We start from the raw sequence: 24786 nt of genomic DNA on the forward strand, positions 1-24786 counted from the left end.
TCAGCTATTGGGCAACAACCGGCAGGTGATGCTTTTGATGTAGCGTGTCTCTGCGATTGCCGGGTGCACCGGGTGATCCGGGCCTTGGCCGCCGCGTTCCAGGAGTTGGATGTTGCGATCCAGGTGGCGTGCGCTGGTCAGCAGGATGTTTTGCAGGTCATCTTCCGGCAAGTGCATCGAGCACGAAGCGCTGATCAAAATCCCGTCTTTGCTGAGCAGGCGCATGGCCTGCTCATTCAAGCGGCGATAGGCGCCTTCACCGTTTTTCATGTCTTTTTTGCGTTTGATGAAAGCCGGAGGATCAGCAACGATCACGTCAAAACGCTCTTCGCTGTTTTTCAGCTCTTTCAAGGCTTCAAACACATCGCCTTCGATGCAGGTGATTTTGTCAGCAAAGCCGTTGAGCGTTGCATTACGTTCAACTCCATCCAGGGCAAAGGCTGAAGCATCAACGCAGAAAACATCGCTGGCGCCGAACGCCGCTGCTTGCACGCCCCAACCGCCAATGTAGCTGTACAGGTCCAACACGCGTTTGCCTTTGACGTACGGGGCGATGCGCGCGCGGTTCATGCGGTGATCGTAGAACCAACCGGTTTTTTGCCCGGCAATGACCGGCGCTTCGAACTTCACGCCGTTCTCTTCCAGCGCGACCCATTCCGGCACCAGACCAAAAGCCGTTTCAACGTAGCGAGTCAGGCCTTCAGCGTCGCGGGCGGCAGAATCATTCTTGAACAGAATGCCGCTCGGCTTGATCACCTGGACCAAGGCGGCAATCAGGTCTTCCTTGTGATTTTCCATGGTGGCAGAAGCCAGTTGCACCACCAGGATGTCACCGAAACGGTCGACTACCAGACCCGGCAACAAATCCGAGTCACCAAACACCAAGCGGTAATAAGGTTTGTCGAACAGGCGATCACGCAGGGACAGCGCAACGTTCAAGCGGTGCACCAGCAGCGACTTATCCAGCGGGACTTTGATGTCACGCGACACCAGGCGCGCGCAAATCAGGTTGTTGGGGCTCATGGCGACGATGCCCAGGGGCTTGCCACCGGCGGCCTCCAACTGTGCTTGATCGCCTGCAGCAAAGCCGCTGAGTGGGGTGGCGGCTACATCGATTTCATTGCTGTAGACCCACAAATGGCCGTTGCGTAAGCGACGGTCGGCGTTGGCTTTGAGGCGCAAGCTAGGCAGGGACATGACGTCGCTCCTGAAAAAAGAGCGAGATTATAACGCGTGATCCCGGCTCAGGGCCGGGATCACGGTAATTAACTGGTACAGCCCAGGATTATGCCGACAGGGCCTGAATCAACTCGCGGTTAAACGCCGGAATATCGTCAGGCTGGCGGCTGCTGATCCATTGCCCATCCTTAACCACTTCTTGGTCGACCCAATTGGCGCCGGCGTTCGTCAGGTCGTCCTTCAAGCTTTTATAGCTGGTCATGGTTTTGCCTTTGACCAGGCCGGCAGACACCAACAGCCAGCCGCCGTGGCAAATAACGGCGATCGGCTTGCCTGCGGAATCGACCTGCTTGACGATCTGTTGGGCGTCTTTGTCGAGGCGAATAGTGTCGGAGTTTTGCACGCCACCAGGCAGGACCACGGCGTCATACTGATCTACGTTTGCCGATTTAAAGGTTAAATTGACTTCAAAGTCGTCGGCTGGCTTGTCATGGTTCCAGCCCTTCACCGAGCCTTCTTCGGTAGACAAAATGTCGACTCTTGCGCCGGCTTGCTCCAGTGCGTCTTTAGGGCCGGTCAGTTCAGCCTGTTCGAAACCATCGGTTACCAACATAGCAATGCGCTTGCCACTCAGGGAATTGGACACGTTTGTTTCCTCACGTTTTTGACTGTAATCAGTTCGCCTGGGCTAACGTGGTGTATCGGTGACTGTTTATAGTCAAGTCGTTAAAGACACGGAAAACGTCGCTCAGGCCTCTCTTTGTCCGAAGCGCCCGGGATTTCAAAGTTCCGCCGTTGTGTCTCAGTGGTTGTCGGATGACCCTTCGATGGGGTTAGAATTGCCGCCTAGTCCAGAGTACGTATTTATGTCCCCAGAGCTTACCTCCGAGCAGATCCAACAGGTCCTGCAAGGCATTAGCGTGCCGCCTCAGCCGCAAATCATGGTGGATTTGCAGATGGAGCAATACATGCCGGACCCGGACCTGAAGGCGATTGCGCGGCTGATCGCACAGGATCCGGGGCTGTCCGGAGCGCTCTTGAAGATCGTCAATTCGCAGTATTACGGACTGACCAACAAAATCGCCTCCATCGAACGGGCTGTTAATCTGCTGGGCAGTCGCTCGGTCATCAACCTGATCAATGCGCAATCGATCAAGGGCGAGATGACCGATGAAACTATCGTCACGCTCAACCGTTTCTGGGACACGGCCCAGGACGTGGCGATGACCAGCCTGACGCTGGCCAAACGCACCGGCTCGCAGGCCGTGGACGAAGCCTACGCGCTGGGCTTGTTCCATGATTGCGGGATCCCGCTGATGCTCAAACGGTTTCCGAACTACATGACCGTACTGGAGGAGGCCTACGCTAACGCCAGCCCGACCTGTCGCGTGGTAGATACTGAAAACGCAGCGTTCAACACCAACCATGCAGTGGTGGGTTACTTTACCGCCAAGTCATGGCGCCTGCCGGAACATGTGACTAACGCCATTGCGAACCATCACAACGCATTAGCGATTTTCATGGACGACACCGGTCGCAACAGCCCACTGAAAAACCTGTTGGCCATTTTGAAAATGGCCGAACATATTTGCGCGTCCTACCGGGTACTGGGCAATCAGGACGAGGACCACGAATGGAGCAGCATTGGCCACTTGATTCTGGATTACGTGGGCCTGTCTGATTACGATTTTGTAAACCTCAAAGAGTCAATCCGTGAGCTTGGCGGTCACGCCCACTAAAAAAATGCGGCCACGCCCTCTAGCGTCCTTCGTTGCACACTGCCTGGGTCTCTAATGCCTGAATTACCTGAAGTCGAAACCACACGCCGGGGCATCGCACCGCATTTGGAGGGTCAGCGTGTCAGCCGCGTCATCGTTCGTGACCGACGCCTGCGCTGGCCGATCCCGGAAGATCTGGATGTGCGTCTGTCCGGGCAGCGGATCGTGCTGGTGGAGCGTCGCGCCAAGTATTTGCTAATCAACGCCGAGGTCGGGACCTTGATCAGCCATTTGGGCATGTCAGGCAACCTGCGCTTGGTCGAAGCCGGTTTGCCCGCGCTGAAGCATGAACACGTTGATATCGAACTTGAGTCGGGAATGGCCCTGCGTTACACCGATCCCCGTCGTTTCGGCGCCATGCTCTGGAGTCTGGATCCGCACAATCACGAGTTGTTGATTCGTCTCGGGCCAGAACCCTTGACCGAGCTGTTCGACGGCGAGCGCCTGTTTGAACGTTCCCGCGGTCGTTCCATGGCCGTCAAGCCGTTCATCATGGACAACGCAGTGGTGGTCGGCGTCGGCAACATTTACGCTACCGAAGCCCTGTTTGCCGCCGGAATCGATCCCCGTCGCGAGGCCAAAAGCATTTCCCGGGCACGATATGTGCGACTGGCAGCCGAGATCAAGCGGATTTTGATCCACGCCATCGAGCGCGGCGGAACGACATTGAGAGACTTTATAGGTGGCGACGGCCAGCCCGGTTATTTCCAGCAAGAACTGTTCGTTTACGGGCGAGGACATAAATCGTGCAAGGTCTGCGGCACCGAGCTTCGGGAAGTCAAACTGGGGCAGCGGGCGAGCGTGTATTGTCCTAAGTGCCAGAGCTGATTGCGTCCTTCGAGCGCGCGGGATAACCGGCGAAATGCCCTCTCACAGATGCAAACCTTGCGAAACCAGCGCCGCTGTTTATAGTGAGCGACATTCCTACCGTTGTGCTTGAAGGATCACGCCATGAGCCAGTTTCGTACCCTCGCAGTAGCCTTGGCTATTTTGTTCGGTTTGCAGGCGATGCCAGCGTTGGCTCAGTCTGAGCAAAGCGGTGATCCGACCTACCAGATTGAGTCGCCGCCAGCGTTCTCGATGATTGCCGATCTGCTGATCGCCCGACCTTTGCTGATCGCAGCAACGGCGGTTGGGGCGGTGGTGTTTGTAGTGGCGCTGCCGTTTGCCGCTGCCGGTGGTGGCATCGGCGACATGGGTAAAGCGTTGGTCGTGGACCCTGGCCAGGCTGCTTTCGCACGCTGCCTGGGTTGTACCGGCGTGGGCTACAACAAGCGCGAATAACTGGCTGCAACCTGACGCGGTTTACGCTTTGCTGGTCAAAATCAGGTATTTCGCCATCAAGTCGTCTTTGCTCTCTACGTGCGCTTCATCCAATGGGATGCAGTCCACGGGGCAGACTTGCTGGCATTGCGGCTCGTCATAGTGACCCACGCACTCGGTACACAAGTTTGGATTGATCACGTAGATCTCCTCACCTTGTGAAATCGCTTCGTTCGGGCACTCGGGCTCGCAGACGTCGCAGTTAATGCAGTCGTCGGTGATGATCAGGGACATGAAACTCTCCTGCCGCGGTCGACGCCGGGGCATATGCAAACTAATGCGACGAATTGTGCCGCATTAGTCCAGTTTCTGCACCCTAGCGTTTGAACCGTTCGGTTAATGCCTCGGCGACAGCAGGGTGCACGAACTTGGTGATATCTCCACCCAATGCCGCGATTTCCCGTACCAGCGTCGACGAAATGAACGAGTAACGCTCGGATGGGGTGAGGAACAGACTTTCGACATCAGGGGCTAACTGGCGGTTCATGTTCGCCAATTGAAACTCATATTCGAAATCCGAGACCGCCCGCAAGCCGCGCAGGAAGACATTGGCGTTCTGCTCTTTGGCAAAGTGTGCAAGCAGGCTGGAAAACCCCACAACTTCGACGTTAGGCAGGTGTTTGGTGACTTCACGGGCCAGCTCCACGCGCTGTTCCAGGGAAAACAGCGGGTTTTTTTTCGGGCTGGCGGCGACAGCGATCACCACTTGGTCGAACAAGCGCGCGGCGCGTTCGACCAGATCGCCATGGCCCTTGGTGATAGGGTCGAAGGTGCCTGGGTACAACACTCGGTTCATCGCGTCGTCCTGGTCGGAGTCCTTGGGGAATCGGATGGTATCGCAGCAATCCCGGTCGGCCAAGTCGGCTTATGGTTAGTATCGTTTTTTTGCCGTCTCTGTCGCGTAACAAACACATCATCATCTGTAGAAATTAACTTGTTGACGAGAGGCCCGCCTCTATCAAACGCTTCGCCGCCGATCCCAGGCGAGCGCGCTCACATATGGATTACGCTGCACCCAACCGCTCTGCCAGCGCCGTGGCCAATTGCGCAGCCAGCCCATAGACCGATAACTGCGGGTTGGCGCCGATGCTGGTGGGAAATAACGAGCCGTCGTGAATCGACAGATTGCTCAACTGATGGTGACGGCCGAGGCTGTCGCAGACGGCCATGGCGGGATCTTCCCCCATGGCGCAGCCGCCCATCACGTGAGCGCTGCCTAGCCGAGTGCTGAATATTTTGAGGCTCAAACCGTCAATCACGGATTTTGCTTGAGCAAGGGTTTTTACGTAGCCAGTGTCTTCGTGCAACGGCATTACCGCCTTTGCGCCGCCCGCGAACTGGATCTCGGCCATGCTGTGGAAAGCGCGGCGAATGCCGTCCCATGCATAGGGCGAGACCTGATAATCCAGCACCGGCGTGCCATCGCTGCGCAATTCCACGCTGCCGCCCGTGCTGTCAGCATGGAAACCATCGCGCATCAGCGCCAACATCATGTGTGTGTTGGGCAGTTGAGCCATGCGCTCGGCGCTCTCCTGAGCGAAGCTGCCCAGCAGGGTGCTTGCCAATGATGGCTGTAAAGGTGGCACCTCAAGCTTGTAGGACATCTGCCCGGTAGTTCCATCGATCCACTGGAAATGGTCGGAGTAAATGGACTGCGGCGCCCCGTAAAACGGATTGATGACCCGATCGAATTGCGCCGCAGAAAAGCTCGTCAGGTGCAAAAAGGTGCGTTTGCCCACGCGTTTATGCGGGTCCGGCGCCTGGGAGCGCATCAGCAGTGCCGGGCTGTTGATACCACCACCCGCCAGTACGTAGTGTTTCGCCTTGACCGTGATGCAGCGCCCATTCGGCGCCACGCAGCGCTCATCCATTCCCAGGCACTGCAGGCCGACGACCTTGTCACCTTTAACCATCAGTGACTCGGCACGCGCCAGGTACAGCAGCTCGCCGCCCTTATCCAAGGTGGCAGGGATGGTCGTGACCAGCATCGATTGCTTGGCATTGGTCGGGCAACCCATGCCGCAATAGCCCAAATTCCAGCAGCTACGAACATTGCGCGGTATGACCTTCCAGCTATAACCGAGGTGCTGACAGCCGATGCGGATTACGTCGTTATTGGCATTGGGCGGCACGGCCCATGGCGCGACGCCCAAGCGTTGCTCCATTCTCTCGAACCACGGCGCCATCTGCCCGGCGCTGTGGCCTGTGACGCCATGCTGCTGCGCCCAATGTTCCAGCGTCGGCTCGGGTGTGCGGAAACTTGAGGTCCAGTTGACCAAGGTGCTGCCACCCACCGCGCGGCCTTGAAGAATGGTAATCGCGCCGTCCTTGCTCATCCGGCCAAGCCCCTCCTGATACAGCTTGGAGTAGGCCTGATCTTCAAGCATTTTGAAGTCGGTGCTGGTCTGCAGCGGACCTTCTTCGACCAGCAATACCTTGTAACCGGCCGCGCTGAGAATTTCTGCCGTGGTCCCGCCACCCGCGCCGCTGCCAATGATCACCACATCGGCCTCAAGGGTCAGGTCTTTTTCCAACTGCGCGCCGTTGTAGGTTTTCCAGCCACGGGCAAGGCCTTCGCGAAACACGTCAGGAACCGGCATAAAATCTCTTTCTATTGTTATTGGATGGGGCTAAACCGTCGGTGGACCAGGGTATCCGCACTGTGCCCACGATTGCGGCCGGCTGTACCAGGCCATCATCACCAATTGCTGCAAAGCGTTATGGCCCATGCGCAACAGGCTCAGGGAGCTGTTATCCCAGCGATCAAGAAAGGCCTTGATCTGCTCCGGACTGGCGTTATCCCAGCGGCCCCAAATACCGGTCAATGGCGCGCGAATAATAGGCAACGCCAATACATCGAACAGTTGCTGAGTCAGTTTGAGCACTTCAGGGGAAAGCGCGCTTAGGGTGGCATCAATGCTTTTCAGAGTGCTCGTCATGGCGCTCGATACTGAAACGGGGCCCAGGCTCCCTTCCAGCATTACCGGAATCAGCGCGTGCAAAAACGGCAGGTCGCTGTCGCGTAGCACGTTGAAATCACTGGCGGGAGAACTGGCGGAGCAGCCGCTCAGGCTTGCCGCAAGCCCGACGGTGGACAAAAAAGCGCCGGCACACACGCCGACTTTTAGTACGTTGCGCCGTGACAATCCGACGCTTTCAGGCAGGCTGCTGTTCATTTTTATTGTTTTACCTGTGTTTTCGAGCCTAATCAGCGAATGAACAACTTGTACACCAATCGCTGGATAGCCTTGCCGTATGGCGGGTAAATGACCCGCGCCGCATTGAAGCGTTGTTTGATGAATACGCCCTTGGCCTTGCTGAATGTCAGAAACCCTTCATGGCCATGGTAATGGCCCATGCCCGACGCACCGATGCCGCCGAATGGCATGTCATCCTGGGCGACGTGCAGCAGCGTGTCGTTCAGGCATACGCCTCCTGAATGGGTCTGTTCCAACACCCGCTGTTGCTCGGATTTGTTGTAACCAAAGTAGTACAACGCCAGCGGACGAGGCCGCTGATTGATGTAGGCAAAGGCCTGGTCGATACGGCTGTAGGGCACGATGGGCAAAATCGGACCGAAAATTTCGTCTTGCATCACCTTCATGTCGTCGCTGACATTGAGCAACAAGCTGAACGGCATACGTCGACCCTGGCTCTCATTGAACAGCGAAATCACCTTTGCGCCTTTGCTGCTGGCGTCGCTCAGGTAGTGATTAAGCCGCGTAAGATGACGGTCATTGATGATTGCGGTGTAGTCCGGGTTGTCCGCCAGCGTCGGGTAAAAGTCGTGGATTGCCTGCCGATAGGCTTCGACAAAAGCGTCGACGCGATCTTCCGGCACCAGGACATAATCCGGGGCTACACAGGTTTGCCCGGCATTTAACGTTTTACCGAAGGCAATCCGTTCAGCCGCGTCCTTGAGCGGCACGTCATGGGAAACGATGGCGGGGGATTTACCACCCAACTCCAGAGTGACCGGGGTCAAATTCTCGGCCGCAGCGCGCATCACGTGTTTGCCGACACTGGTGGCGCCGGTGAACAACAAATGATCAAACGGCAGCTTCGAAAAGGCCATGCCGACGTCTGCCTCGCCCAACACCACCGCCACCAGATCTTCCGGGAACACCTGCGCCAGTAGTCGTTTTAGCAGTTGTCCGGTGGCCGGCGTGGACTCACTGAGCTTGAGCATCACTCGATTACCTGCCGACAATGCCCCGACCAGCGGCCCAACGGCAAGAAACAGCGGGTAATTCCACGGGACGATAATTCCTACAACACCCAGCGGTTGATACACCACCTTGGCCGACGCCGGTTGAAACGCCATGCCAACCCTGCGTCTCGACGACTTCATCCAGCGTTTCAGGTGCTTGCTGGCGTAATGAATGCCTAACAGACTCGGCATTAACTCGGCCAGCAACGTCTCATCAGCGCTGCGGTGGCTGAAGTCACTGCTGATGGCGGCGATCAACGCCTGCCGTTCGTCGCTGAGCAGCGTGCGCAACGCTTTTAACCATTGCTGACGCTGCCCCGCAGTCGGCATTGGATTGGCTCCAAAGGCTTGACGCTGAACGTTGAATAACGGCTCCAGCTCGCTGACGGTGCGCTGGGAGTCTTGCAGAAAGGCAATTTCGGCAGGCATGGACGTGGCTCTTTTAGAGTTGTGCTATGTTTTTAGAGTCATGACTCTATAAAGTCAACTGTCAAACTCCTGGGACCGAACGCATCGCCGCGCTTTGGGCGGTTGCGTTAAGATCGTGCTCATCTCGCTTAATCCGGTCGACCTGAACATGGCTCCCCGTATCAAAACCCGTGAGCGCATCGTGCATATCAGCCTGGAACTGTTCAATCAGCAGGGCGAGCGCAGCGTCAGCACTAATCACATCGCGGCGCACATGGAAATCTCGCCGGGCAATCTGTATTACCACTTTCCCAATAAGCAAGCGATTATCGCCGAGCTGTTTGCCGCGTACGAAACGTGGGTAGACAGTTTTTTGCGTTTGCCAAAAGGCCGTTTGCCAGGTGTTGAAGACAAGCGTTTTTACTTGCTGCAACTGCTTGATGGGATGTGGCGTTATCGTTTCCTGCACCGTGATCTGGAACATTTGCTGGACGCTGATCCAGCGCTTGCCGCGCGGTATCGACGGTTTTCCCAGCGCTGCATGATTCATGGCATGGCGATCTACGGCGGGTTTGTCGAGGCGGGCATTTTGCAGATGGACAAGGTGCAGATCGAGTCACTGACGCTTAACGCCTGGATTATTCTCACGTCATGGGTGCGCTTTCTGTGCACCACAACGGAAAACTCCACTCGACTCAGTGAAGAAGCCCTTCGTCGAGGCGTTTACCAAGTATTGATGTTGGAGCTGGGTTACGTCACACCACAGGCACGAAACTCTGTCGATGCCCTGTGTGCTGAGTTTTACGTGCCGCTGAATCGAGCGTTGCAGGAAGTCAGCTGAGTTACTTTTCCCTTTTCTTGTAGGAGCGGAGCCTGTCATGTCTATTGCGCAACTGATCACCCCGGAACAATTGGTGGCTCGCCTCGGGGAGCCGGGGTTGGTTATCCTGGATTGCCGCTTCGCGTTGGAAGACCCGGAATACGGCCATAGCAGCTACGCCGAAGGCCATATTGCCGGTGCGCTTTTTGCGGATCTGGAGCGAGACTTTAGCGGCCCTGTGACCAAAGGTGTGACGGGCCGTCATCCGCTGCCGAACCCCGCTGAACTGGTCCAGCGCTTTCAGGACTGGGGCATCAACCAAGACAGCGAAATCGTGCTCTACGACGACGCTCCAGGCGCATTTGCCGCACGGGGTTGGTGGTTGTTAGCGTGGTTGGGCAAGCGCGATGGCGTGTACTTGCTGGATGGCGGCCTGAAAGCATGGCATGGGGCGGGTCAAAAGCTGAGCCTGGATGTGCCTGTCGTCAAAAAAGGAAACTTCATCGGGCATGCAGACCCATCGCTGCTGCTGAGCGCTGAAGCGTTACAAGCGCGTCTGGGGCAGCCTGAAATGACCTTGATCGATGCCCGCGCCGAGCCGCGTTATCGTGGTGAGGTCGAACCGATTGACTCTGTCGCCGGCCATATACCCGGTGCCGTGTGTGCCGCGTTCAACGAAAACCTTGGCCCCGACGCGCGGTTTTTACCAGCCGATCAGCTCCAGCAGCGTTTTGCGGCCAAGCTGGAAAACCGTTCGGCCGACGACTTGGTGGCGTATTGCGGGTCCGGAGTAACGGCTTGCCATAACCTGTTCGCGCTGAGCCTGGCGGGTTACCCGTTGGCTAAGCTGTACGCAGGATCGTGGAGTGAGTGGATTACCGATCCACAGCGCGAGATCGCAACCGGTGCGTAATCCAGGCAACACGCCCCCTGTGTAATAGCCAACTTGTAGGCGAAGCGCCCTATGAAGCGTTACAAATCCTTCGCCAACACGTTGGCTCCTTGGATCTACAGAGGGTAGGTGGATTATTCATATTAAATCTGCCCCAACGCCCAGCGCAGCAGGAAGAACACCAGCAAGCCACCGCCGATGGTCGCCAGTAGATTACGACTGAGGGCAGCGACGGCGATGGTGGCTAACCCGGCCAATAGGTACGCGTTGTTCAGGTTCAACTGCCAGTGCTCGCCGTCCGGCAGCAACATGCCAGGCACCACTATCGCGGTCAGCACCGCTGTCGGGACGTAATGCAGCCCCTGGCGAACCACTGGCGGGAAGCGCAGGTTTGGCCAGGCGAACAGGCTGTAACGCAGCACAAACGTAATCATCGCCATACCGAGGATCAACCACCAATAATTCATGAGTGCACCTCGTTATTCGGCGTTTCGGTCGTACCGGTACGCCGCCGCTCCAACAAAACCCCCACGGCGATTCCGCTGAACGCCGCCGCCATCAGCCCAAGTTTGTACGGCCAGGCATGAGTCATTAGCGCAACTGCACCGGCCGCCAGCGCCGCGGCGATTTGCGGTCGATTGCGCAGCAAGGGTACGACAATGCCAATAAAGGTCGCGAGCATGGCGAACTCCAGTCCCCAGCCGGCCATGTCAGGCACGGCCTCGCCAAACAGGACGCCCACCAGAGTGCTGCTAACCCAGCAGGCATATAGCGAGCTGGCCACACCAAGCCAATACCAATGCGCCAACGCCGAACGGCCATGCACCAGGTAATAACGCTGCACTACTGCGAATGTTTCGTCGGTCAGCCAGAATGCCAATATCAGGCGCCAGCGCTGGGGCAGTTGGTTAACCTGGGGTTGCAGCGTGGCGCTGTACAGCAAATGGCGCAGGTTGATGATGACGGTAGTGAGCAAAATTACTGCTGCACTGGCCCCCGCGCCCATCAGGCTGATAACGATAAATTGGGCGGAACCGGCGTAGACGAACAGCGACATACCGACCGCTTGCCACAATGACAAGCCGCCTGCGCCAGCCAGGGTGCCGAAGATGATGCCAAAGGGAGCGATGCCGACCAACATTGGAACGCTGTCGCGAAGACCGAGGCAATACAACTCATAACGGGACATGTGTCTCTCCTTGTGCGCGCATCTTAGGCGGTAAGGAAAAACGTGTCTCGGATGATTTTATGGATTAATTCAGTCCGCAACCTGCGAGCCAACGCCGTGAGCGGTGCTCAACCATTGTGGGATCCGACGTTCGAGGTAATAGCTGGGTTTTCTAAGAGAGCCTTCGACGAAGCCCACATGTCCGCCTCGGGCCTGAAGCTCGAAGTGGGTGCTGGGCGATAGTTCATCGGGGTCGGGCAAACTGTGAGGAAACACAAAAGGATCGTCAACCGCATGAATAATCAGCGTAGGCGTACGGATGTCTCCGAGAAAGTAACGGCTCGAGGCGCGGCGGTAATAGTCTTTGGCGTCGATAAAGCCATTTAACGGCGCGGTGACCCGGCCATCGAAATCCCAAAACGTGCGCATATTTTCCAGCGAGCCAAGGGCAGACAGCTCTGCCAGCCCTTCACTGAGCCCCTCATGCTGGAAGCGCCGCTGTTTGTCCCGAATGTAGGCGAGCATTTCGCGCATGAAGTGCGCTTGGTATACCTTGGAAAAGCCCTGGCCAATACGGTCTGCACATTGGTCCAGACGAAACGGCACGGACACCGCGACGGCGCCTTGCAATGTGCAGCGGCTGCCTTCTTCGCCCAGGTATTTGAGCAGCACATTCCCACCGAGGGAGTAACCGACTGCATATAAGGGCGACAGCGGGCGCTTTGCACGAAGATGGGCGACCACGCTGGCGAGGTCTTCGGTGGCGCCCGAGTGATAGCTGCGCGGTAAAAGATTGGGCTCACCGGAACAGCCGCGCCAGTTCAGCGCCACACTCGCCCAACCCTGCTGTGCCAGCGCCTGTTGCAAGCCCACTGTATACAGCGAATGGGACGAGCCGGTCAGGCCGTGCAGCACCAGTACCAATGGCGAATCTGTTTCGTGGGGGCCATACCAATCGAGGTCGAGAAAATCGCCGTCGTCCAACCACACGCGCTCGCGCTCACGCTCCAGCCGAGTCTTTTTGCGCCATACAGGGCCCCATAACGTTTGCAGGTGCGGGTTCCCCAGGCCGAAGGCAGGGATGAAACGTTCGGACGGTGTCGGCAAAGCAGATCGGATAGGCACGTCGAGACTCATCGGCAAACTCACGGGACTGCTTGAACGCTACGTTGCCACAACTGCGAAGCGGCGTGCGGGGGTTTTTGACCAACTGTAGGAGGTCGCCCTTGGTCCAGACGCCTCGATGTCGCGCAGCAAACACACATCTGAGCGAACCTGTTCGCAATCGGCTGCGCAGCAGTCGTGATTCATTGAGTAGATTTTTTCCCGTTAAAACCGGGTATGGCATTTGGGATCGCTTCGCGCTCCATCGCCAACAAGTTGGCTCCGACAGAGGGCGCGAAGGGTTCGACACGGCAATCAGTTACCGCTGCCACAACGCGTAATACACCTGTCCTGCCTTTTTCTCGCGGTGCAGGCGCCATTTGCCCGGTACGCCGATGGTGGCTGGCGGTATTTCGCTTTCGGTATAGACCCATGCCTCATCGGCTAGCCAGTTGCGCTCTTCCAGCAACCCACAGGCCGCAGGCAGCAGGCCTTGATGGAACGGTGGATCAAGGAATACCACGTCGAACGGCTCGGCGGGCTGACCTTCCAAATGACGCAGGGCATCGGTGTGCACCAGCTGCCCGGTGGTACATTCAAGGGCGGCCAGGTTTTGGCGCAAGCTGGTAATGGCTGCGCTGCTGGAATCCAGCGCCAACGCCATGCTTGCGCCACGGGACAGCGCTTCCAGGTATAACGCGCCGCTACCCGCGAACAGATCGAGTACCCGCGCGCCCTCGATGGTTGGCGCCAGCCAATTGAACAGGGTTTCACGCACGCGATCGGGCGTCGGGCGCAGGCCTGGCGCGTCTGGAAATGTCAGGCGCCGGCTGCGCCACTGGCCACCGATGATGCGAAGTTGACCCAGGCCGTTGTGGCCCTTAGGTCTTGGATTAGCCATTAATGCTCCGGTACGCCAAGCGGCTGCTCGACGGGGTTGTCAGTAGGTGCTGGTAAGTCTTTCTGCGCGACCGTTGGGCCAGCAGTGACGATCACCATCTTGTCCACATTCAAATGTTTGTTCATCGCCGTTTTCACTTGCTCGACGGTCACGCTCTGCGCTTGTTGCATGAAGTCTTCGAGGAACGTCAGCGGCAAATCGTAGAAACCGATAGCGCCCAATTGGCCGACGATATCGGCGTTGCTCGCGGTGGACAGCGGGAAGCTGCCGGCCAATTCACGCTTGGCGTCGTCCAGTTCCTTCTGCGTAGGGCCAGTGAGGAGGAATTCTCGCACAATGTCCTGCACCAGTTTCAAGGTGTTTACGCTGAGTTCGGCGCGGGTTTGCAGGGCGATCATAAAAGGACCCTGGACTTCCATCGGCGTAAAGCCCGACGAAACGCCATAGGTCAGGCCACGTTTCTCACGGACCTCAGTCATCAGACGGCTGCCGAACCCGCCACCGCCTAGCACCGAGTTGCCCAGGGTCAACGCGACATAATCGGGATCGTTACGATCGATTCCCAGTTGCGCAAGCATCAGGTGCGTCTGTTTGGACGCGAAGTCGATGTGGGTCTGTCCCGCTTTCGGCGCTACAGGTTCGGCAATTTTCGGCAAAGCAGGCCCTTTCGGCAGCGCGGAAGAAACCTGTGCGGCGATGGCTTCGGCTTCGGCGCGGGATAAGTCGCCCACCAGCGCGATCACCGCATTGCCCGCCGCATAGGCTTTGGCGTGGAAAGCTTTAAGTTGCGCGACGGTAACCGGGGTCACGCTTTTGGCAGTGCCTTCGCTTGGATGTGCATAAGGGTGATCGTTGTACAGGCGCGTGAACAGTTCGTTGCCCGCCAATCGGCCCGGGTTTTGTTTCTGATATTCAAAGCCAGCCAGTAACTGATTTTTGATTCGTGTCAGCGACGCCTGGGGAAACGTCGGCTTGCCCACCACGTCAGCAAACAGCTTTAGCGCCGGCTCGCGCTTGTCTACAGCACTCAGGCTGCGCAGCGAGGCCACGGCCATGTCGCGGTAAGCGCCATTACCGAAATCTGCGCCCAGGCCTTCGAAACCTTCAGCAATCGCGCCAACATTTTTACCCGCCACGCCTTCGTTGAGCATGGCGTTGGTCAGCACTGCAATTCCGGGAGTGCCTTGGTCGTGACTGCTGCCTGCGGCGAAAATCAGGCGCATGTCGAACATCGGCAATTCCCGCGCTTCGACAAACAGCACCTTGGCGCCCTCGGCTGTTTTCCAGGTCTGAATATTCACCGTGCGGTGGGCTGGCGGTTTGCCGTCCAGTTCTTTCAGCGATTGCAGGTTATAGGCCGGCGCCGGAGTGTCGGTAACGCTGCCGTCAGCGTGGGCCGAGGCCGTGGTCAGCAAGCCAAGAAACGCCAGGGCGCCCATGCCGAGCTGCGCGTAATTCAAAGCCTTGCGCTCACTCATGTGCTTTCTCCTCAGGCAAAACATGCGCAACGCTGAGGCGCTCGCGGATGAAATAGGTGCGCGCGGCTTTTTGAATGTCGGCCGGGGTAACATTTTTTATCGCGGCCAACTCTTCGTCGATGAGTTTCCATGACAAACCGACGGTTTCCAGTTCGCCAATGGTGCTGGCCTGACTGGTGATCGAGTCACGTTCAAAGACCAGTCCTGCGATCACCTGTGCCTGAACCCGTTCCAGTTCGGCAGCGCTTGGTGGTGTGGTCTTGAGTTCATCCAGCAAACGCCAGATACCGGCTTCAACATCGGCCAGGGTTTTCTTTTTCTGCACGTTAGGTGCGGCATTGATCATGAACAGGCTGTCGCCACGGCTGAACGCGTCGTAGCTGGAGGACGCGCCCGATACCAATTCTTCCCCACGTTCCAGACGGGCTGAAATACGGGCGCTGTAGCCGCCGTCGAGCAGTGCGGAAATCAGGCGCAACGCGTTCACTGAGCGCTTATCTTCAGCGGTGGCCATGCTTGGCACATTGAAGCCGAAAATCAGGCTCGGCAGCTGCGTTTGCACATGCAAGGTGATCAACCGTTCACCGGGCTCTGGCAGCTCCATCGGGATTTTCGAGGGCGGCACGGCGCGACGCGGGATCGGACCGAAGTAGCGCTCAGCCAAGGCTTTGACTTCATCGGGCTGCACATCGCCAACCACCACCAGCGTAGCGTTGTTAGGCACGTACCAGCTTTCGTACCAATGGCGCAGTTCTTCGACCTTCATTCGGTCGAGGTCGGCCATCCAGCCGATGGTCGGCGTGTGGTAACCGCTGGCGGGGTAAGCCATGGCTTTAAAGCGCTCAAAGGCTTTTGAGCTGGGCTTGTCGTCCGTGCGCAGGCGCCGCTCTTCTTTTATCACTTCGATTTCACGGGTGAATTGCTCCGGCGGTAGCAGCAGGCTGCCCATCCGGTCCGCTTCGAGTTCGAAGGCGACACCCAGGCGATCACGAGCCAATACCTGGTAGTACGCCGTGTAATCATCACTAGTGAAGGCGTTTTCTTCAGCGCCGAGGTCGCGCAAAATCAGCGACGCCTGACCTGGGCCGACGTTCTTGCTGCCTTTGAACATCATGTGCTCAAGGGCATGGGACAAACCGGTCTGGCCAGGGGTTTCATAGCTGGAGCCGACTTTGTACCAGACCTGAGAAACCACCACGGGCGCGCGATGGTCTTCGCGGACGATGACCTTCAGGCCATTGTCCAGCGTGAATTCATGGGTAGGTTGCGGATCAGCGGCCAGTGCGGAGAAAGGCAGACAAACCGCGCTGAACATCAGGCCTGCAGCGCGGCGGGCTAAAGCATTCATTGATTTTTGAACCTGTGAGGCGGCCCGCTTGAACTTAGCGTAGGCAGGCGCGGAGGTGCTAGGATACTGATCCGTTTGACTGCCGACCACGGCTAGAACAGTTACTTATGTTTCAGTGGCCGGTCAGGCATGGACAAAATCCGCAGAAATGACGTTTCCGGTCAGCCCATTCGCTGCTTATCTATAGCGGCGGATGAACAAGCCGGGTCAAAAGCAGTCTGTTTCGCATTGACAGAATTTTCAGAGGCGCCGCTATGGCGCGTCGCTACCATGAGATAGCCGTCCTCCATGTTTGGTTCCAACGACGACAAGAAGACCCCAGCTCCGGCTGCAGAGAAAAAAGGCCTGTTCGGTTGGCTGCGCAAAAAGCCGCAGGAACCCGTTGCCGAACAGCCACAGGACGAATTTTCAGCGACGCCAGAGTCGGTCATTGACCAGGCTCCCGTCGTCGTTGAGCCGTCTGTTGCGCCGCAATCGGTCCCGGAACCGCTGCCCGATCCGGTTATAGAGCCCGTTGTCCACACGGTTATTGAGGCGCAACCGCCCGTCAGCCCGTCGCCAAAGCCTTGGCTGGTGCTGCCGGTGGCCGAAGAGTCCGTAGCGCTGATCGACGAGCTTGAGCCCCATGTCACGCCAGCGATTCCACTGCAAACCCAATCAAACCACTCGCACGCGCTGCCAGACCAGCCTTCGCCCGAGCCCGAGCGGGTCACTGAGCTGATCGTGACGCCTGAGCCAGAGATTGCTCTCGAGCCGCTTATCGTTGCCGAAACCTTGGTGGCCCCTCCCGCCGCAGCTGTCACGGTGCCCGTTGCTGCGCCAGGCGTCCCTGCGCCTTCTTTACCGGTTGCTGCTCCGATTGCCGCTCCCGCAACAATCGAAGCCAGCAAAATCGGCTTTTTCGCCCGCCTCAAACAAGGCCTGTCGAAAACCAGTGCCAGCCTTGGCGAAGGCATGGCCAGCCTGTTTCTCGGCAAAAAGGCCATCGACGATGACCTGCTCGAAGAAATCGAAACCCGCTTGCTGACCGCTGACGTGGGCGTCGAAGCCACGTCGGTGATCATTCAGAGCCTGACGCAGAAAGTCGCGCGCAAGCAGTTGACCGACAGCGATGCACTTTACACGTCATTGCAAGACGAGCTGACCGCGCTGCTGAAGCCGGTTGAACAGCCGCTGGTAATCACCGGCCTGCAAAAGCCCTTTGTGATTCTGGTGGTGGGCGTCAACGGCGCTGGCAAAACCACGACCATCGGTAAACTGGCGAAAAAGCTTCAGCTCGAAGGCAAGAAGGTCATGCTGGCAGCCGGTGATACCTTCCGCGCCGCCGCGGTGGAGCAATTGCAGGTGTGGGGCGAGCGCAACAACATTCCCGTCATCGCCCAGCACACCGGCGCCGACTCGGCTTCAGTCATCTTTGATGCGGTACAGGCCGCCAAGGCCCGCGGTATTGATGTGTTGATCGCTGACACCGCCGGGCGCCTGCACACCAAAGACAACTTGATGGAAGAACTGAAAAAAGTACGCCGGGTGATGGGCAAGCTGGATACCGAGGCGCCCCATGAGGTGCTGTTGGTGCTGGACGCCGGTACTGGGCAAAATGCGATCAATCAGGCCAAGCAATTCCATCAGACCGTAGCCCTTACCGGTCTAGCGTTGACTAAACTCGACGGCACCGCCAAAGGCGGGGTGATCTTCGCGTTGGCCAAGCAATTCGGTTTGCCGATCCGTTACATCGGCGTCGGTGAAGGCATCGACGATTTACGTACCTTTGAAGCCGAACCCTTTGTTCAAGCTCTGTTTGCAGAGCGGGAGCGCACATGATTCGATTCGAACAAGTCGGAAAGCGTTATCCAAACGGGCACGTTGGCCTGCATGAACTGAGTTTTCGAGTTCGTCGCGGCGAATTCCTGTTTGTCACGGGGCACTCGGGCGCCGGTAAAAGCACCTTGCTGCGCTTGTTGCTGGCCATGGAGCGGCCGACCACGGGCAAACTGCTGCTGGCCGGGCAAGACTTGGGCAAGATCAGTACCGCACAAATCCCTTTTTTACGGCGCCAGATAGGCGTGGTGTTTCAGAATCACCAATTGTTGTCTGATCGCACGGTGTTCAATAACGTCGCATTGCCGCTGCAAATACTGGGTTTGTCCAAGGGCGAAGTGACCAAGCGCGTCGATTCGGCCCTGGAACGCGTGGCGCTGTCGGACAAGACCGACCTGTACCCCGGCGATTTGTCCACGGGCCAACAACAGCGCATCGGTATCGCTCGGGCCATCGTCCACCGCCCGGCCCTGCTGCTGGCGGATGAGCCGACCGGTAACCTCGACCCACGGTTGGCCGCAGAAATCATGGGCGTGTTCGAAGACATCAACCGTCTCGGCACCAGCGTACTGATCGCCAGCCACGATTTGGCCCTCATCGCGCGCATGCGCCATCGCATGCTGACTTTGCAACGCGGTCGATTGATCGGCGACGGGGAGGCTGCGGTATGAGTGCTACACGCACCCCAAAAGTCTCGGAGCGGGTATCGCCCAAAGCCGTCGAACCGACGCCTGAGAAAAAGAAAAAGCAACGTGATGAAGACGACGGCCCGGATTTCAGCGCGCAGCTGAATGCGTGGCTGGAAGCGCATCGCTCCAGCATGGTCGACAGTCTGCGGCGCTTGGGTAAACAGCCGATTGGCAGCTTCTTTACCTGCCTGGTCATGGCTATCGCCTTGAGCCTGCCCATGGGCTTGTCTTTATTGCTGAGCAACGTCGAACGGCTGGGCGGTTCCTGGCAGCGTGCGGCACAGATTTCGCTGTATTTGAACATTGATGCCAACGCTGACGATGGCGCCCAGTTGCGCGACCAGATAAAAGGGATGCCCGGCGTGGCGAATGCCGAGTACATCAGCAGCGATCAGGCTCTGGCTGAGTTCCAGCAGCAATCGGGGCTCGGCGAGGCGCTGAAGGAATTGCCGCAAAACCCGCTGCCGGGTGTGGTGCTGGTCACCCCGCTGGAAGTCGACAAACCAGCGCTTGAGGCGTTGCGCGGTCGACTGGCAGAACTGCCCAAGGTGCAGCAGGCGCAACTCGATCTGGTGTGGGTTGAACGGTTGGCGGCGATTTTAAAACTGGGCGACCGGTTTGTATTCGGCTTGACCGTGCTGCTGGTGGCGGCGCTGCTTTTGGTAATTGGTAACACAATACGTCTGCACATCGAAAATCGTCGGACCGAGATCGAAGTGATAAAACTGGTGGGCGGTACAGACAGTTATGTGCGTAGACCGTTTTTGTATATGGGCGCGCTGTATGGCCTGGGGGCCGGTTTTCTCGCCTGGGGCGTACTTGCTTATGGCCTGAATTGGTTAAATGGTGCTGTAATTGACCTCGCCGGGTTGTACGGAAGTGACTTCTCGCTGGCCGGTGTGCCCTCAGCCGATGGTCTATCGCTCTTGCTTGGAGCTGTGTTGTTAGGGTATATCGGTGCTTGGATTGCGGTTGCCCGCCATTTGAGAGAGCTGGCGCCTCGTTAACCCTTATTTAATATATTGACACTTTCAGCTGTTTAGGGAACTTGCCCAACGGTTCCCGGTCAATTTCGCAGTGCTGAACTGCACGAGTCATGTGAGCGGAGGTTTTTTTCGTATGACCACTTCTTTGCAACCTGTTTATGCATTAGTCCCAGGCGCGAACCTGGAAGCCTATGTGCACACGGTCAACAGCATTCCATTGCTGACGCCCGAGCAGGAGCGTGAGCTGGCCGAGAGTCTTTATTATGAGCAGGATCTAGGGGCGGCTCGGCAGATGGTGCTGGCCCACCTGCGTTTTGTTGTGCATATCGCACGCAGCTATTCCGGTTATGGCCTGGCACAGGCTGACCTGATCCAGGAAGGCAACGTTGGCTTGATGAAGGCCGTCAAACGCTTCAACCCTGAGATGGGTGTGCGGCTGGTGTCGTTCGCTGTCCATTGGATCAAGGCTGAAATTCACGAATTCATCCTGCGCAACTGGCGCATCGTCAAAGTCGCCACGACCAAGGCCCAGCGCAAACTGTTCTTCAACCTGCGCAGCCAGAAAAAACGTCTGGCTTGGTTGAACAACGAAGAAGTCCATCGCGTGGCGGAAAGCCTCGGCGTCGAGCCACGCGAAGTGCGTGAGATGGAAAGTCGTTTGACGGGCCACGACATGGCGTTCGACCCGGCTGCCGAAGCGGACGACGACAGCGCGTTCCAGTCGCCTTCCAATTACCTGGAAGACCACCGTTACGACCCGGCGCGTCAGTTGGAAGATTCCGACTGGACCGACAACTCCACCGCCAATCTGCATCAGGCGCTGGAAGTGCTGGACGAGCGTAGCCGTGACATTCTTTATCAGCGCTGGTTGGCTGAAGAGAAAGCCACGCTGCACGACCTGGCGCAAAAGTACAACGTCTCTGCCGAGCGTATTCGTCAGCTGGAAAAAAGCGCGATGAACAAGCTGAAGCAGTCGATTCCGGCATAAGCAGTTGCTCGACACACAAAAACGCCCTGATCAGAAATGGTCAGGGCGTTTTTTGTGTGCAGCCTGAATCTGTAGAAGCCAACGTGTTGGCGAAGGGCTTGGTGCGGTGTGTCTGATGTACCGCCTCGCCAGCAAGTTGGCTCCTGCGGGTTTGGTATTACCCTCAGAACTTGCGGCTGCTGTTCAGCGTCACCAGGTAATCATCCCCGCCCAACTGACGCATCTGCTGGCGAATCCAGCCGGCGCGGCGTGACACGTAGCTGCTGGGGTGGCTGGCGCTCCATTCCCGTGGGTTGGGCAATACGGCAGCGAGGTAGCTCGCTTGCTGCAAGGAAATCGCACCAGCGCTTACACCAAAGTGATGCCGCGCTGCCGCTTCTGCGCCGAACACGCCGTCATCCCACTCAACGCTATTGAGATAAACCTCAAGAATCCGTTGCTTGGACCAGAACACCTCGATCAGGCCGGTGAACCATGCCTCCAACCCTTTGCGCAGCCAACTGCGGCCGGACCATAGAAACAGATTCTTCGACACTTGCTGGCTCAGCGTACTCGCGCCGCGCACTGAACCCCCAAGCTCGTTGTGGGCCAGCGCTGCCTGAATCGCATCGACGTCAAAGCCCCAATGCTCGGCGAATTTCTGATCTTCACCGGCAATCACTGCCAGTTTCAGGTCATTGGATATCTTGTCCCACGGCTGCCAGGTGCGTTGCAGGTCGATGGATTGGCCATCTGACCAGGATTCGACCTTGCGTTCAACCATCAGCGCGGTGCCGGGCGGAGGCACCCAGCGAAAGATCAATACCAGCACGACGCTGGCTGCTGCGAACCAAAACAGGGCTTTGACGAGTCGATTGAAGAAGATACGCAGCATAGAGATGGCTTGGCCGGAGCAGTCGAGCGGGCCATTATACAGACCCTGCGCAAATGACAACCGTTGACTGGAGTTCGACATGTTTCGTGGCTTTTTGATGCTAGCGGCTTTTTTTGGCTTTACCGGCGTGGCCTTGGGCGCGTTTGCTGCCCATGGCTTGAAAAACCGGCTCAGCGCTGAATACCTGGCAATTTTCCATACGGGCGTGCTGTATCAACTCATCCATACCCTGGCCTTGCTGGCGGTCGCGCTGATTGCCGTCCAAATTCCCGGCCGCCTTGTGACGTGGGCCGGTATTTCCTTTGTCATCGGTATCGTGCTGTTCTCCGGCAGCCTGTACGCGCTGACGCTGACCGGCGTCAGCAAACTGGGAATCATCACCCCATTCGGTGGCCTGGCGTTTCTAATCGGCTGGGCGTTGCTAGGCCTGATCGCATGGCGTCTAGGCGGGGTTTAAGGGGTCAATCCTGACTCCTAGGTCGAGCTTGAGACGAATGGCTCGGTTTTGCCTTGGTCATACGTACTGATCGGGCTAGAATGCTGGCCCCTAAAATGAAGGCTGCTGCCCGTATGCGCATTCAGTTGAACGGCGAATCCTTTGAACTGCCCGATGGCGAAACCGTCGCGGCATTGATAGTCCTTCTGGACCTGACCGGACGCAGAGTCGCGGTCGAACTCAATATGGATATTGTTCCGCGCAGCCAGCATGTTTCCACGACCCTGCGCGAAGGCGATCAGGTCGAAGTGGTCCACGCTATTGGCGGCGGTTAACCCGCGCCAGCCGATCAGCGGTCCATCAAACCCGATTTCAAGTCTGCAAGAACCTCAACCTTAAAGAGGATTTCCGATGAACACCTTTCGCACCGACAAACCTTTCGTTCTGGCCGGTCGTACGTTCCAGTCGCGCCTGTTGGTCGGCACTGGCAAATACCCGGATATGGAATCAACCCGTCTGGCGATTGAAGCCTCGGGCGCTGAAATTGTAACGGTCGCCGTTCGCCGCACGAACCTCGGGCAAAACCCGGGCGAGCCGAATCTGCTGGATATCCTGCCGCCGGATCGCTACACCATTTTGCCAAACACCGCAGGCTGCTACGACGCCACCGAAGCCGTGCGCACCTGCCGCCTGGCCCGTGAACTGCTCGACGGCAAGAATCTGGTGAAACTGGAAGTATTGGCTGACGAGAAAACCTTGTTCCCGAACGTGATCGAAACGCTTAAAGCCGCCGAAATTCTGGTCAAGGACGGTTTCGACGTGATGGTGTACACCAGCGACGACCCGATCATTGCCCGTCAATTGGCAGAAATCGGGTGCATCGCGGTGATGCCACTCGCGGGCTTGATCGGCACCGGGCTGGGTATCTGCAACCCGTATAACCTGCAAATCATCCTCGAAGAAGCCAAAGTGCCTGTTCTGGTTGATGCCGGTGTCGGTACCGCCTCCGATGCCACGATTGCCATGGAGCTGGGCTGTGAAGCGGTGCTGATGAACTCGGCCATCGCCCACGCGCAAAACCCGGTGATGATGGCGCAAGCCATGAAGCACGCAATTGTTGCTGGACGTCTGGCGTACCTCGCCGGCCGTATGCCGAAAAAACTCTATGCCAGCGCTTCCTCGCCGCTGGATGGCCTGATCAAGTAAGAGCCCTTGATGACGAAAATCTTAGAAGCAGCACCGATCCCGGAAGAAGGCGAAGAGCGCCAGCACCGCCGCATCAAGAGTTTCGTGATGCGCGCCGGACGTATGACCGAAGGCCAGCAACGCGGCCTCGATCAAGGTCGTCCGCTGTTCGTTTTACCGTTGGTCGATGCGCCCGTGGATTTCGATCAGGTGTTTGGCCGCTCTGAGCCGCGCACTCTGGAAATCGGCTTCGGCATGGGCCATTCGTTGCTGGAAATGGCAGCAGCCTCGCCCGAGCACGATTTTATCGGTGTCGAAGTGCATCACCCGGGCGTTGGCGCGCTGCTTAACGGCGTCCTTACTCAAGGCCTGACCAACGTGCGGGTCTACGAGTGCGATGCGATCGAAGTGCTCAACCGCTGCATCGCCGACAACAGCCTCGACCGCTTGATGCTGTTCTTTCCGGATCCATGGCACAAAAGCCGCCACCACAAACGTCGCATCGTTCAGCCAGAATTTGCTGAACTGGTACGCAGTAAGTTGAAGGTCGGCGGGATTTTGCACATGGCCACCGATTGGGAACCGTATGCCGAGTACATGCTGGAAGTGATGAACGTTGCGCCAGGTTATAAAAACCAGGCCGAAGACGCTAAATGCGTGCCACGTCCGGCTGAGCGTCCTGTCACCAAGTTCGAACGCCGGGGCGAAAAACTGGGGCATGGAGTTTGGGATTTGAAGTTCGAGAAGCTGGCTTAAGTAACGACTACCTCACCTGTAGGCGCCAACTTGTTGGCGAAGGGCCTGATGCGGTAAGCAGGTCTGACGCCTCGCCAACAAGTTGGCTCCTACAGGTCTTTTGGTCATCAAATTCAGCGGCGATCTGCAATAACCCCAATCAACACCAGCACCACCAACAATACCGGCGCCAGGCTGTAGTTGTTGAACTGGCTCAGGCCACGGATCACCCAGGGTGTGGCGTAGATAAGCGCCGCGCCGCTGCCGATGGTGCACAACAAGGCCATTACCGGTACGCGCAACGCGCCCGCCAGGCTGCTGATGCGCCCTTCGATCCAGCCTTTGATGTCCGCACCGAATAGCACCAGCAAACAACCGACCAGCGCCAACGAAATTTCCGAAAGATTACTGCGGCTCCAACGGGAAACGGTGGCGAGCAGGTCGAGTACAAGATCCATGCAAAAGT

The 24786-nt window shown here is 57.6% G+C and carries 28 protein-coding genes; 13 read left to right on the forward strand and 15 right to left on the reverse strand.

Features of this window, described 5'->3' with window-relative positions:
* Both JWR17_RS05210 and JWR17_RS05215 read right to left on the reverse strand, forming a co-directional pair.
* Positions 1-1197, reverse strand: a complete 1197-nt coding sequence (locus tag JWR17_RS05210; RefSeq protein WP_299828980.1) for a class I SAM-dependent rRNA methyltransferase — start codon at positions 1195-1197, stop codon at positions 1-3.
* An 88-nt stretch (positions 1198-1285) separates the two neighbouring features.
* The gene (locus tag JWR17_RS05215; protein WP_299828982.1) at positions 1286-1825 is read right to left on the reverse strand and encodes a type 1 glutamine amidotransferase domain-containing protein; all 540 of its coding nucleotides are present in this window, start codon (positions 1823-1825) and stop codon (positions 1286-1288) included.
* 274 nt (positions 1826-2099) lie between these two features.
* Between JWR17_RS05215 and JWR17_RS05220 the strand changes: the two genes are divergently transcribed.
* The 3 genes from JWR17_RS05220 (at position 2100) to JWR17_RS05230 (ending at position 4241) form a co-directional block, all read left to right on the forward strand.
* Positions 2100-2918: an HDOD domain-containing protein gene (locus JWR17_RS05220; protein WP_299829066.1), complete on the forward strand. Its 819-nt coding sequence runs from the start codon at positions 2100-2102 to the stop codon at positions 2916-2918.
* Positions 2919-2972: 54 nt separating this feature from the next.
* Positions 2973-3785 carry a bifunctional DNA-formamidopyrimidine glycosylase/DNA-(apurinic or apyrimidinic site) lyase gene (gene mutM / locus JWR17_RS05225; RefSeq protein ID WP_299828984.1) on the forward strand — a complete coding sequence of 271 codons (813 nt, stop codon included), beginning with the start codon at positions 2973-2975 and terminating at the stop codon, positions 3783-3785.
* A 123-nt stretch (positions 3786-3908) separates the two neighbouring features.
* Complete coding sequence (locus tag JWR17_RS05230) at positions 3909-4241, forward strand: multidrug transporter (protein WP_299828986.1); 333 nt, start codon at positions 3909-3911, stop codon at positions 4239-4241.
* Between the two features lie 21 nt (positions 4242-4262).
* Here the strand turns inward: JWR17_RS05230 and JWR17_RS05235 are convergent, their stop codons facing one another.
* The 5 genes from JWR17_RS05235 to JWR17_RS05255 form a co-directional block, all read right to left on the reverse strand.
* A complete protein-coding gene (locus tag JWR17_RS05235) occupies positions 4263-4514 on the reverse strand; it encodes a YfhL family 4Fe-4S dicluster ferredoxin (RefSeq protein ID WP_259101132.1) in 252 nt (83 codons plus the stop codon).
* Positions 4515-4596: 82 nt separating this feature from the next.
* Positions 4597-5076 (reverse strand): pantetheine-phosphate adenylyltransferase, encoded by a 480-nt coding sequence (gene coaD / locus JWR17_RS05240; RefSeq protein WP_299828988.1) that lies wholly within the window; start codon positions 5074-5076, stop codon positions 4597-4599.
* A 208-nt stretch (positions 5077-5284) separates the two neighbouring features.
* Positions 5285-6880 (reverse strand): GMC family oxidoreductase, encoded by a 1596-nt coding sequence (locus JWR17_RS05245; RefSeq protein ID WP_299828990.1) that lies wholly within the window; start codon positions 6878-6880, stop codon positions 5285-5287.
* Between the two features lie 30 nt (positions 6881-6910).
* Positions 6911-7456 (reverse strand): twin-arginine translocation pathway signal protein, encoded by a 546-nt coding sequence (locus tag JWR17_RS05250; protein WP_299828992.1) that lies wholly within the window; start codon positions 7454-7456, stop codon positions 6911-6913.
* Between the two features lie 32 nt (positions 7457-7488).
* Positions 7489-8919 (reverse strand): coniferyl aldehyde dehydrogenase, encoded by a 1431-nt coding sequence (locus tag JWR17_RS05255; protein ID WP_299828994.1) that lies wholly within the window; start codon positions 8917-8919, stop codon positions 7489-7491.
* A 148-nt stretch (positions 8920-9067) separates the two neighbouring features.
* Between JWR17_RS05255 and JWR17_RS05260 the strand changes: the two genes are divergently transcribed.
* Together JWR17_RS05260 and JWR17_RS05265 are read left to right on the forward strand one after the other, a co-directional pair.
* Positions 9068-9739: a TetR/AcrR family transcriptional regulator gene (locus JWR17_RS05260; protein ID WP_299828996.1), complete on the forward strand. Its 672-nt coding sequence runs from the start codon at positions 9068-9070 to the stop codon at positions 9737-9739.
* Between the two features lie 37 nt (positions 9740-9776).
* The gene (locus tag JWR17_RS05265) at positions 9777-10631 is read left to right on the forward strand and encodes a sulfurtransferase (RefSeq protein WP_299828997.1); all 855 of its coding nucleotides are present in this window, start codon (positions 9777-9779) and stop codon (positions 10629-10631) included.
* Positions 10632-10753: 122 nt separating this feature from the next.
* Here JWR17_RS05265 and JWR17_RS05270 read toward each other — a convergent pair whose 3' ends face one another.
* The 6 genes from JWR17_RS05270 to JWR17_RS05295 form a co-directional block, all read right to left on the reverse strand.
* Complete coding sequence (locus JWR17_RS05270; protein WP_299828999.1) at positions 10754-11077, reverse strand: AzlD domain-containing protein; 324 nt, start codon at positions 11075-11077, stop codon at positions 10754-10756.
* A complete protein-coding gene (locus JWR17_RS05275; protein ID WP_299829000.1) occupies positions 11074-11799 on the reverse strand; it encodes an AzlC family ABC transporter permease in 726 nt (241 codons plus the stop codon). Before JWR17_RS05275 ends, JWR17_RS05270 begins: the two co-directional genes overlap by 4 nt.
* 69 nt (positions 11800-11868) lie before the next feature.
* Positions 11869-12885, reverse strand: a complete 1017-nt coding sequence (locus JWR17_RS05280; RefSeq protein ID WP_299829068.1) for a hydrolase — start codon at positions 12883-12885, stop codon at positions 11869-11871.
* Positions 12886-13201: 316 nt separating this feature from the next.
* Positions 13202-13783, reverse strand: coding sequence for a 16S rRNA (guanine(966)-N(2))-methyltransferase RsmD (rsmD, locus tag JWR17_RS05285; protein ID WP_299829002.1), 582 nt, complete (start codon positions 13781-13783; stop codon positions 13202-13204).
* On the reverse strand, positions 13783-15261 hold the full coding sequence (locus JWR17_RS05290) for a pitrilysin family protein (RefSeq protein WP_299829004.1): 1479 nt from the start codon (positions 15259-15261) through the stop codon (positions 13783-13785). Before JWR17_RS05290 ends, rsmD begins: the two co-directional genes overlap by 1 nt.
* Positions 15254-16609: a pitrilysin family protein gene (locus JWR17_RS05295; protein WP_299829006.1), complete on the reverse strand. Its 1356-nt coding sequence runs from the start codon at positions 16607-16609 to the stop codon at positions 15254-15256. The genes JWR17_RS05290 and JWR17_RS05295 overlap by 8 nt, the downstream gene beginning before the upstream one ends.
* A gap of 288 nt (positions 16610-16897) precedes the next feature.
* On the opposite strand from JWR17_RS05295, the gene ftsY reads away from it, so the two are divergent.
* The 4 genes from ftsY to rpoH all read left to right on the forward strand — a co-directional run bounded on the left by ftsY (position 16898) and on the right by rpoH (position 21090).
* On the forward strand, positions 16898-18430 hold the full coding sequence (gene ftsY / locus JWR17_RS05300) for a signal recognition particle-docking protein FtsY (protein ID WP_299829008.1): 1533 nt from the start codon (positions 16898-16900) through the stop codon (positions 18428-18430).
* Positions 18427-19098, forward strand: coding sequence for a cell division ATP-binding protein FtsE (gene ftsE / locus JWR17_RS05305; RefSeq protein WP_299829010.1), 672 nt, complete (start codon positions 18427-18429; stop codon positions 19096-19098). Before ftsY ends, ftsE begins: the two co-directional genes overlap by 4 nt.
* On the forward strand, positions 19095-20123 hold the full coding sequence (gene ftsX / locus JWR17_RS05310) for a permease-like cell division protein FtsX (RefSeq protein ID WP_299829012.1): 1029 nt from the start codon (positions 19095-19097) through the stop codon (positions 20121-20123). Before ftsE ends, ftsX begins: the two co-directional genes overlap by 4 nt.
* Positions 20124-20235: 112 nt before the next feature.
* Positions 20236-21090 carry an RNA polymerase sigma factor RpoH gene (gene rpoH, locus JWR17_RS05315; RefSeq protein WP_299829014.1) on the forward strand — a complete coding sequence of 285 codons (855 nt, stop codon included), beginning with the start codon at positions 20236-20238 and terminating at the stop codon, positions 21088-21090.
* 163 nt (positions 21091-21253) lie between these two features.
* Here rpoH and mtgA read toward each other — a convergent pair whose 3' ends face one another.
* Entirely contained in the window at positions 21254-21964 is a 711-nt protein-coding gene (gene mtgA / locus JWR17_RS05320) for a monofunctional biosynthetic peptidoglycan transglycosylase (protein WP_299829070.1), read from the reverse strand.
* Positions 21965-22043: 79 nt separating this feature from the next.
* Between mtgA and JWR17_RS05325 the strand changes: the two genes are divergently transcribed.
* The 4 genes from JWR17_RS05325 (at position 22044) to trmB (ending at position 24341) form a co-directional block, all read left to right on the forward strand.
* Positions 22044-22421 carry a DUF423 domain-containing protein gene (locus tag JWR17_RS05325; RefSeq protein ID WP_299829016.1) on the forward strand — a complete coding sequence of 126 codons (378 nt, stop codon included), beginning with the start codon at positions 22044-22046 and terminating at the stop codon, positions 22419-22421.
* Positions 22422-22534: 113 nt separating this feature from the next.
* Positions 22535-22735, forward strand: a complete 201-nt coding sequence (gene thiS, locus JWR17_RS05330; RefSeq protein WP_299829018.1) for a sulfur carrier protein ThiS — start codon at positions 22535-22537, stop codon at positions 22733-22735.
* Between the two features lie 76 nt (positions 22736-22811).
* Positions 22812-23606 (forward strand): thiazole synthase, encoded by a 795-nt coding sequence (locus JWR17_RS05335; protein WP_299829021.1) that lies wholly within the window; start codon positions 22812-22814, stop codon positions 23604-23606.
* 9 nt (positions 23607-23615) lie between these two features.
* Positions 23616-24341: a tRNA (guanosine(46)-N7)-methyltransferase TrmB gene (trmB, locus tag JWR17_RS05340; protein WP_299829022.1), complete on the forward strand. Its 726-nt coding sequence runs from the start codon at positions 23616-23618 to the stop codon at positions 24339-24341.
* A 113-nt stretch (positions 24342-24454) separates the two neighbouring features.
* Here trmB and JWR17_RS05345 read toward each other — a convergent pair whose 3' ends face one another.
* Complete coding sequence (locus JWR17_RS05345) at positions 24455-24778, reverse strand: DUF3392 domain-containing protein (protein ID WP_299829023.1); 324 nt, start codon at positions 24776-24778, stop codon at positions 24455-24457.
* Positions 24779-24786 lie beyond the last annotated feature (8 nt).

This window comes from Pseudomonas sp. (assembly GCF_028293835.1).
Taxonomy (GTDB): Bacteria; Pseudomonadota; Gammaproteobacteria; order Pseudomonadales; family Pseudomonadaceae; genus Aquipseudomonas.

Excerpts from the sequence above, each read along its gene's own strand:
- JWR17_RS05270 (WP_299828999.1), bottom strand. The coding sequence starts at position 11,077 with ATGAATTATTGGTGGTTGATCCTCGGTATGGCGATGATTACGTTTGTG.
- ftsX (WP_299829012.1), top strand. The coding sequence starts at position 19,095 with ATGAGTGCTACACGCACCCCAAAAGTCTCGGAGCGGGTATCGCCCAAA.
- mtgA (WP_299829070.1), bottom strand. The coding sequence starts at position 21,964 with ATGCTGCGTATCTTCTTCAATCGACTCGTCAAAGCCCTGTTTTGGTTC.
- JWR17_RS05260 (WP_299828996.1), top strand. The coding sequence starts at position 9,068 with ATGGCTCCCCGTATCAAAACCCGTGAGCGCATCGTGCATATCAGCCTG.
- JWR17_RS05235 (WP_259101132.1), bottom strand. The coding sequence starts at position 4,514 with ATGTCCCTGATCATCACCGACGACTGCATTAACTGCGACGTCTGCGAG.
- ftsE (WP_299829010.1), top strand. The coding sequence starts at position 18,427 with ATGATTCGATTCGAACAAGTCGGAAAGCGTTATCCAAACGGGCACGTT.
- JWR17_RS05345 (WP_299829023.1), bottom strand. The coding sequence starts at position 24,778 with ATGGATCTTGTACTCGACCTGCTCGCCACCGTTTCCCGTTGGAGCCGC.
- mutM (WP_299828984.1), top strand. The coding sequence starts at position 2,973 with ATGCCTGAATTACCTGAAGTCGAAACCACACGCCGGGGCATCGCACCG.
- JWR17_RS05325 (WP_299829016.1), top strand. The coding sequence starts at position 22,044 with ATGTTTCGTGGCTTTTTGATGCTAGCGGCTTTTTTTGGCTTTACCGGC.
- JWR17_RS05255 (WP_299828994.1), bottom strand. The coding sequence starts at position 8,919 with ATGCCTGCCGAAATTGCCTTTCTGCAAGACTCCCAGCGCACCGTCAGC.
- rsmD (WP_299829002.1), bottom strand. The coding sequence starts at position 13,783 with ATGGCTAATCCAAGACCTAAGGGCCACAACGGCCTGGGTCAACTTCGC.
- JWR17_RS05265 (WP_299828997.1), top strand. The coding sequence starts at position 9,777 with ATGTCTATTGCGCAACTGATCACCCCGGAACAATTGGTGGCTCGCCTC.
- coaD (WP_299828988.1), bottom strand. The coding sequence starts at position 5,076 with ATGAACCGAGTGTTGTACCCAGGCACCTTCGACCCTATCACCAAGGGC.
- ftsY (WP_299829008.1), top strand. The coding sequence starts at position 16,898 with ATGTTTGGTTCCAACGACGACAAGAAGACCCCAGCTCCGGCTGCAGAG.
- JWR17_RS05210 (WP_299828980.1), bottom strand. The coding sequence starts at position 1,197 with ATGTCCCTGCCTAGCTTGCGCCTCAAAGCCAACGCCGACCGTCGCTTA.
- JWR17_RS05275 (WP_299829000.1), bottom strand. The coding sequence starts at position 11,799 with ATGTCCCGTTATGAGTTGTATTGCCTCGGTCTTCGCGACAGCGTTCCA.
- thiS (WP_299829018.1), top strand. The coding sequence starts at position 22,535 with ATGCGCATTCAGTTGAACGGCGAATCCTTTGAACTGCCCGATGGCGAA.
- rpoH (WP_299829014.1), top strand. The coding sequence starts at position 20,236 with ATGACCACTTCTTTGCAACCTGTTTATGCATTAGTCCCAGGCGCGAAC.
- trmB (WP_299829022.1), top strand. The coding sequence starts at position 23,616 with ATGACGAAAATCTTAGAAGCAGCACCGATCCCGGAAGAAGGCGAAGAG.
- JWR17_RS05335 (WP_299829021.1), top strand. The coding sequence starts at position 22,812 with ATGAACACCTTTCGCACCGACAAACCTTTCGTTCTGGCCGGTCGTACG.
- JWR17_RS05290 (WP_299829004.1), bottom strand. The coding sequence starts at position 15,261 with ATGAGTGAGCGCAAGGCTTTGAATTACGCGCAGCTCGGCATGGGCGCC.
- JWR17_RS05230 (WP_299828986.1), top strand. The coding sequence starts at position 3,909 with ATGAGCCAGTTTCGTACCCTCGCAGTAGCCTTGGCTATTTTGTTCGGT.
- JWR17_RS05250 (WP_299828992.1), bottom strand. The coding sequence starts at position 7,456 with ATGAACAGCAGCCTGCCTGAAAGCGTCGGATTGTCACGGCGCAACGTA.
- JWR17_RS05245 (WP_299828990.1), bottom strand. The coding sequence starts at position 6,880 with ATGCCGGTTCCTGACGTGTTTCGCGAAGGCCTTGCCCGTGGCTGGAAA.
- JWR17_RS05295 (WP_299829006.1), bottom strand. The coding sequence starts at position 16,609 with ATGAATGCTTTAGCCCGCCGCGCTGCAGGCCTGATGTTCAGCGCGGTT.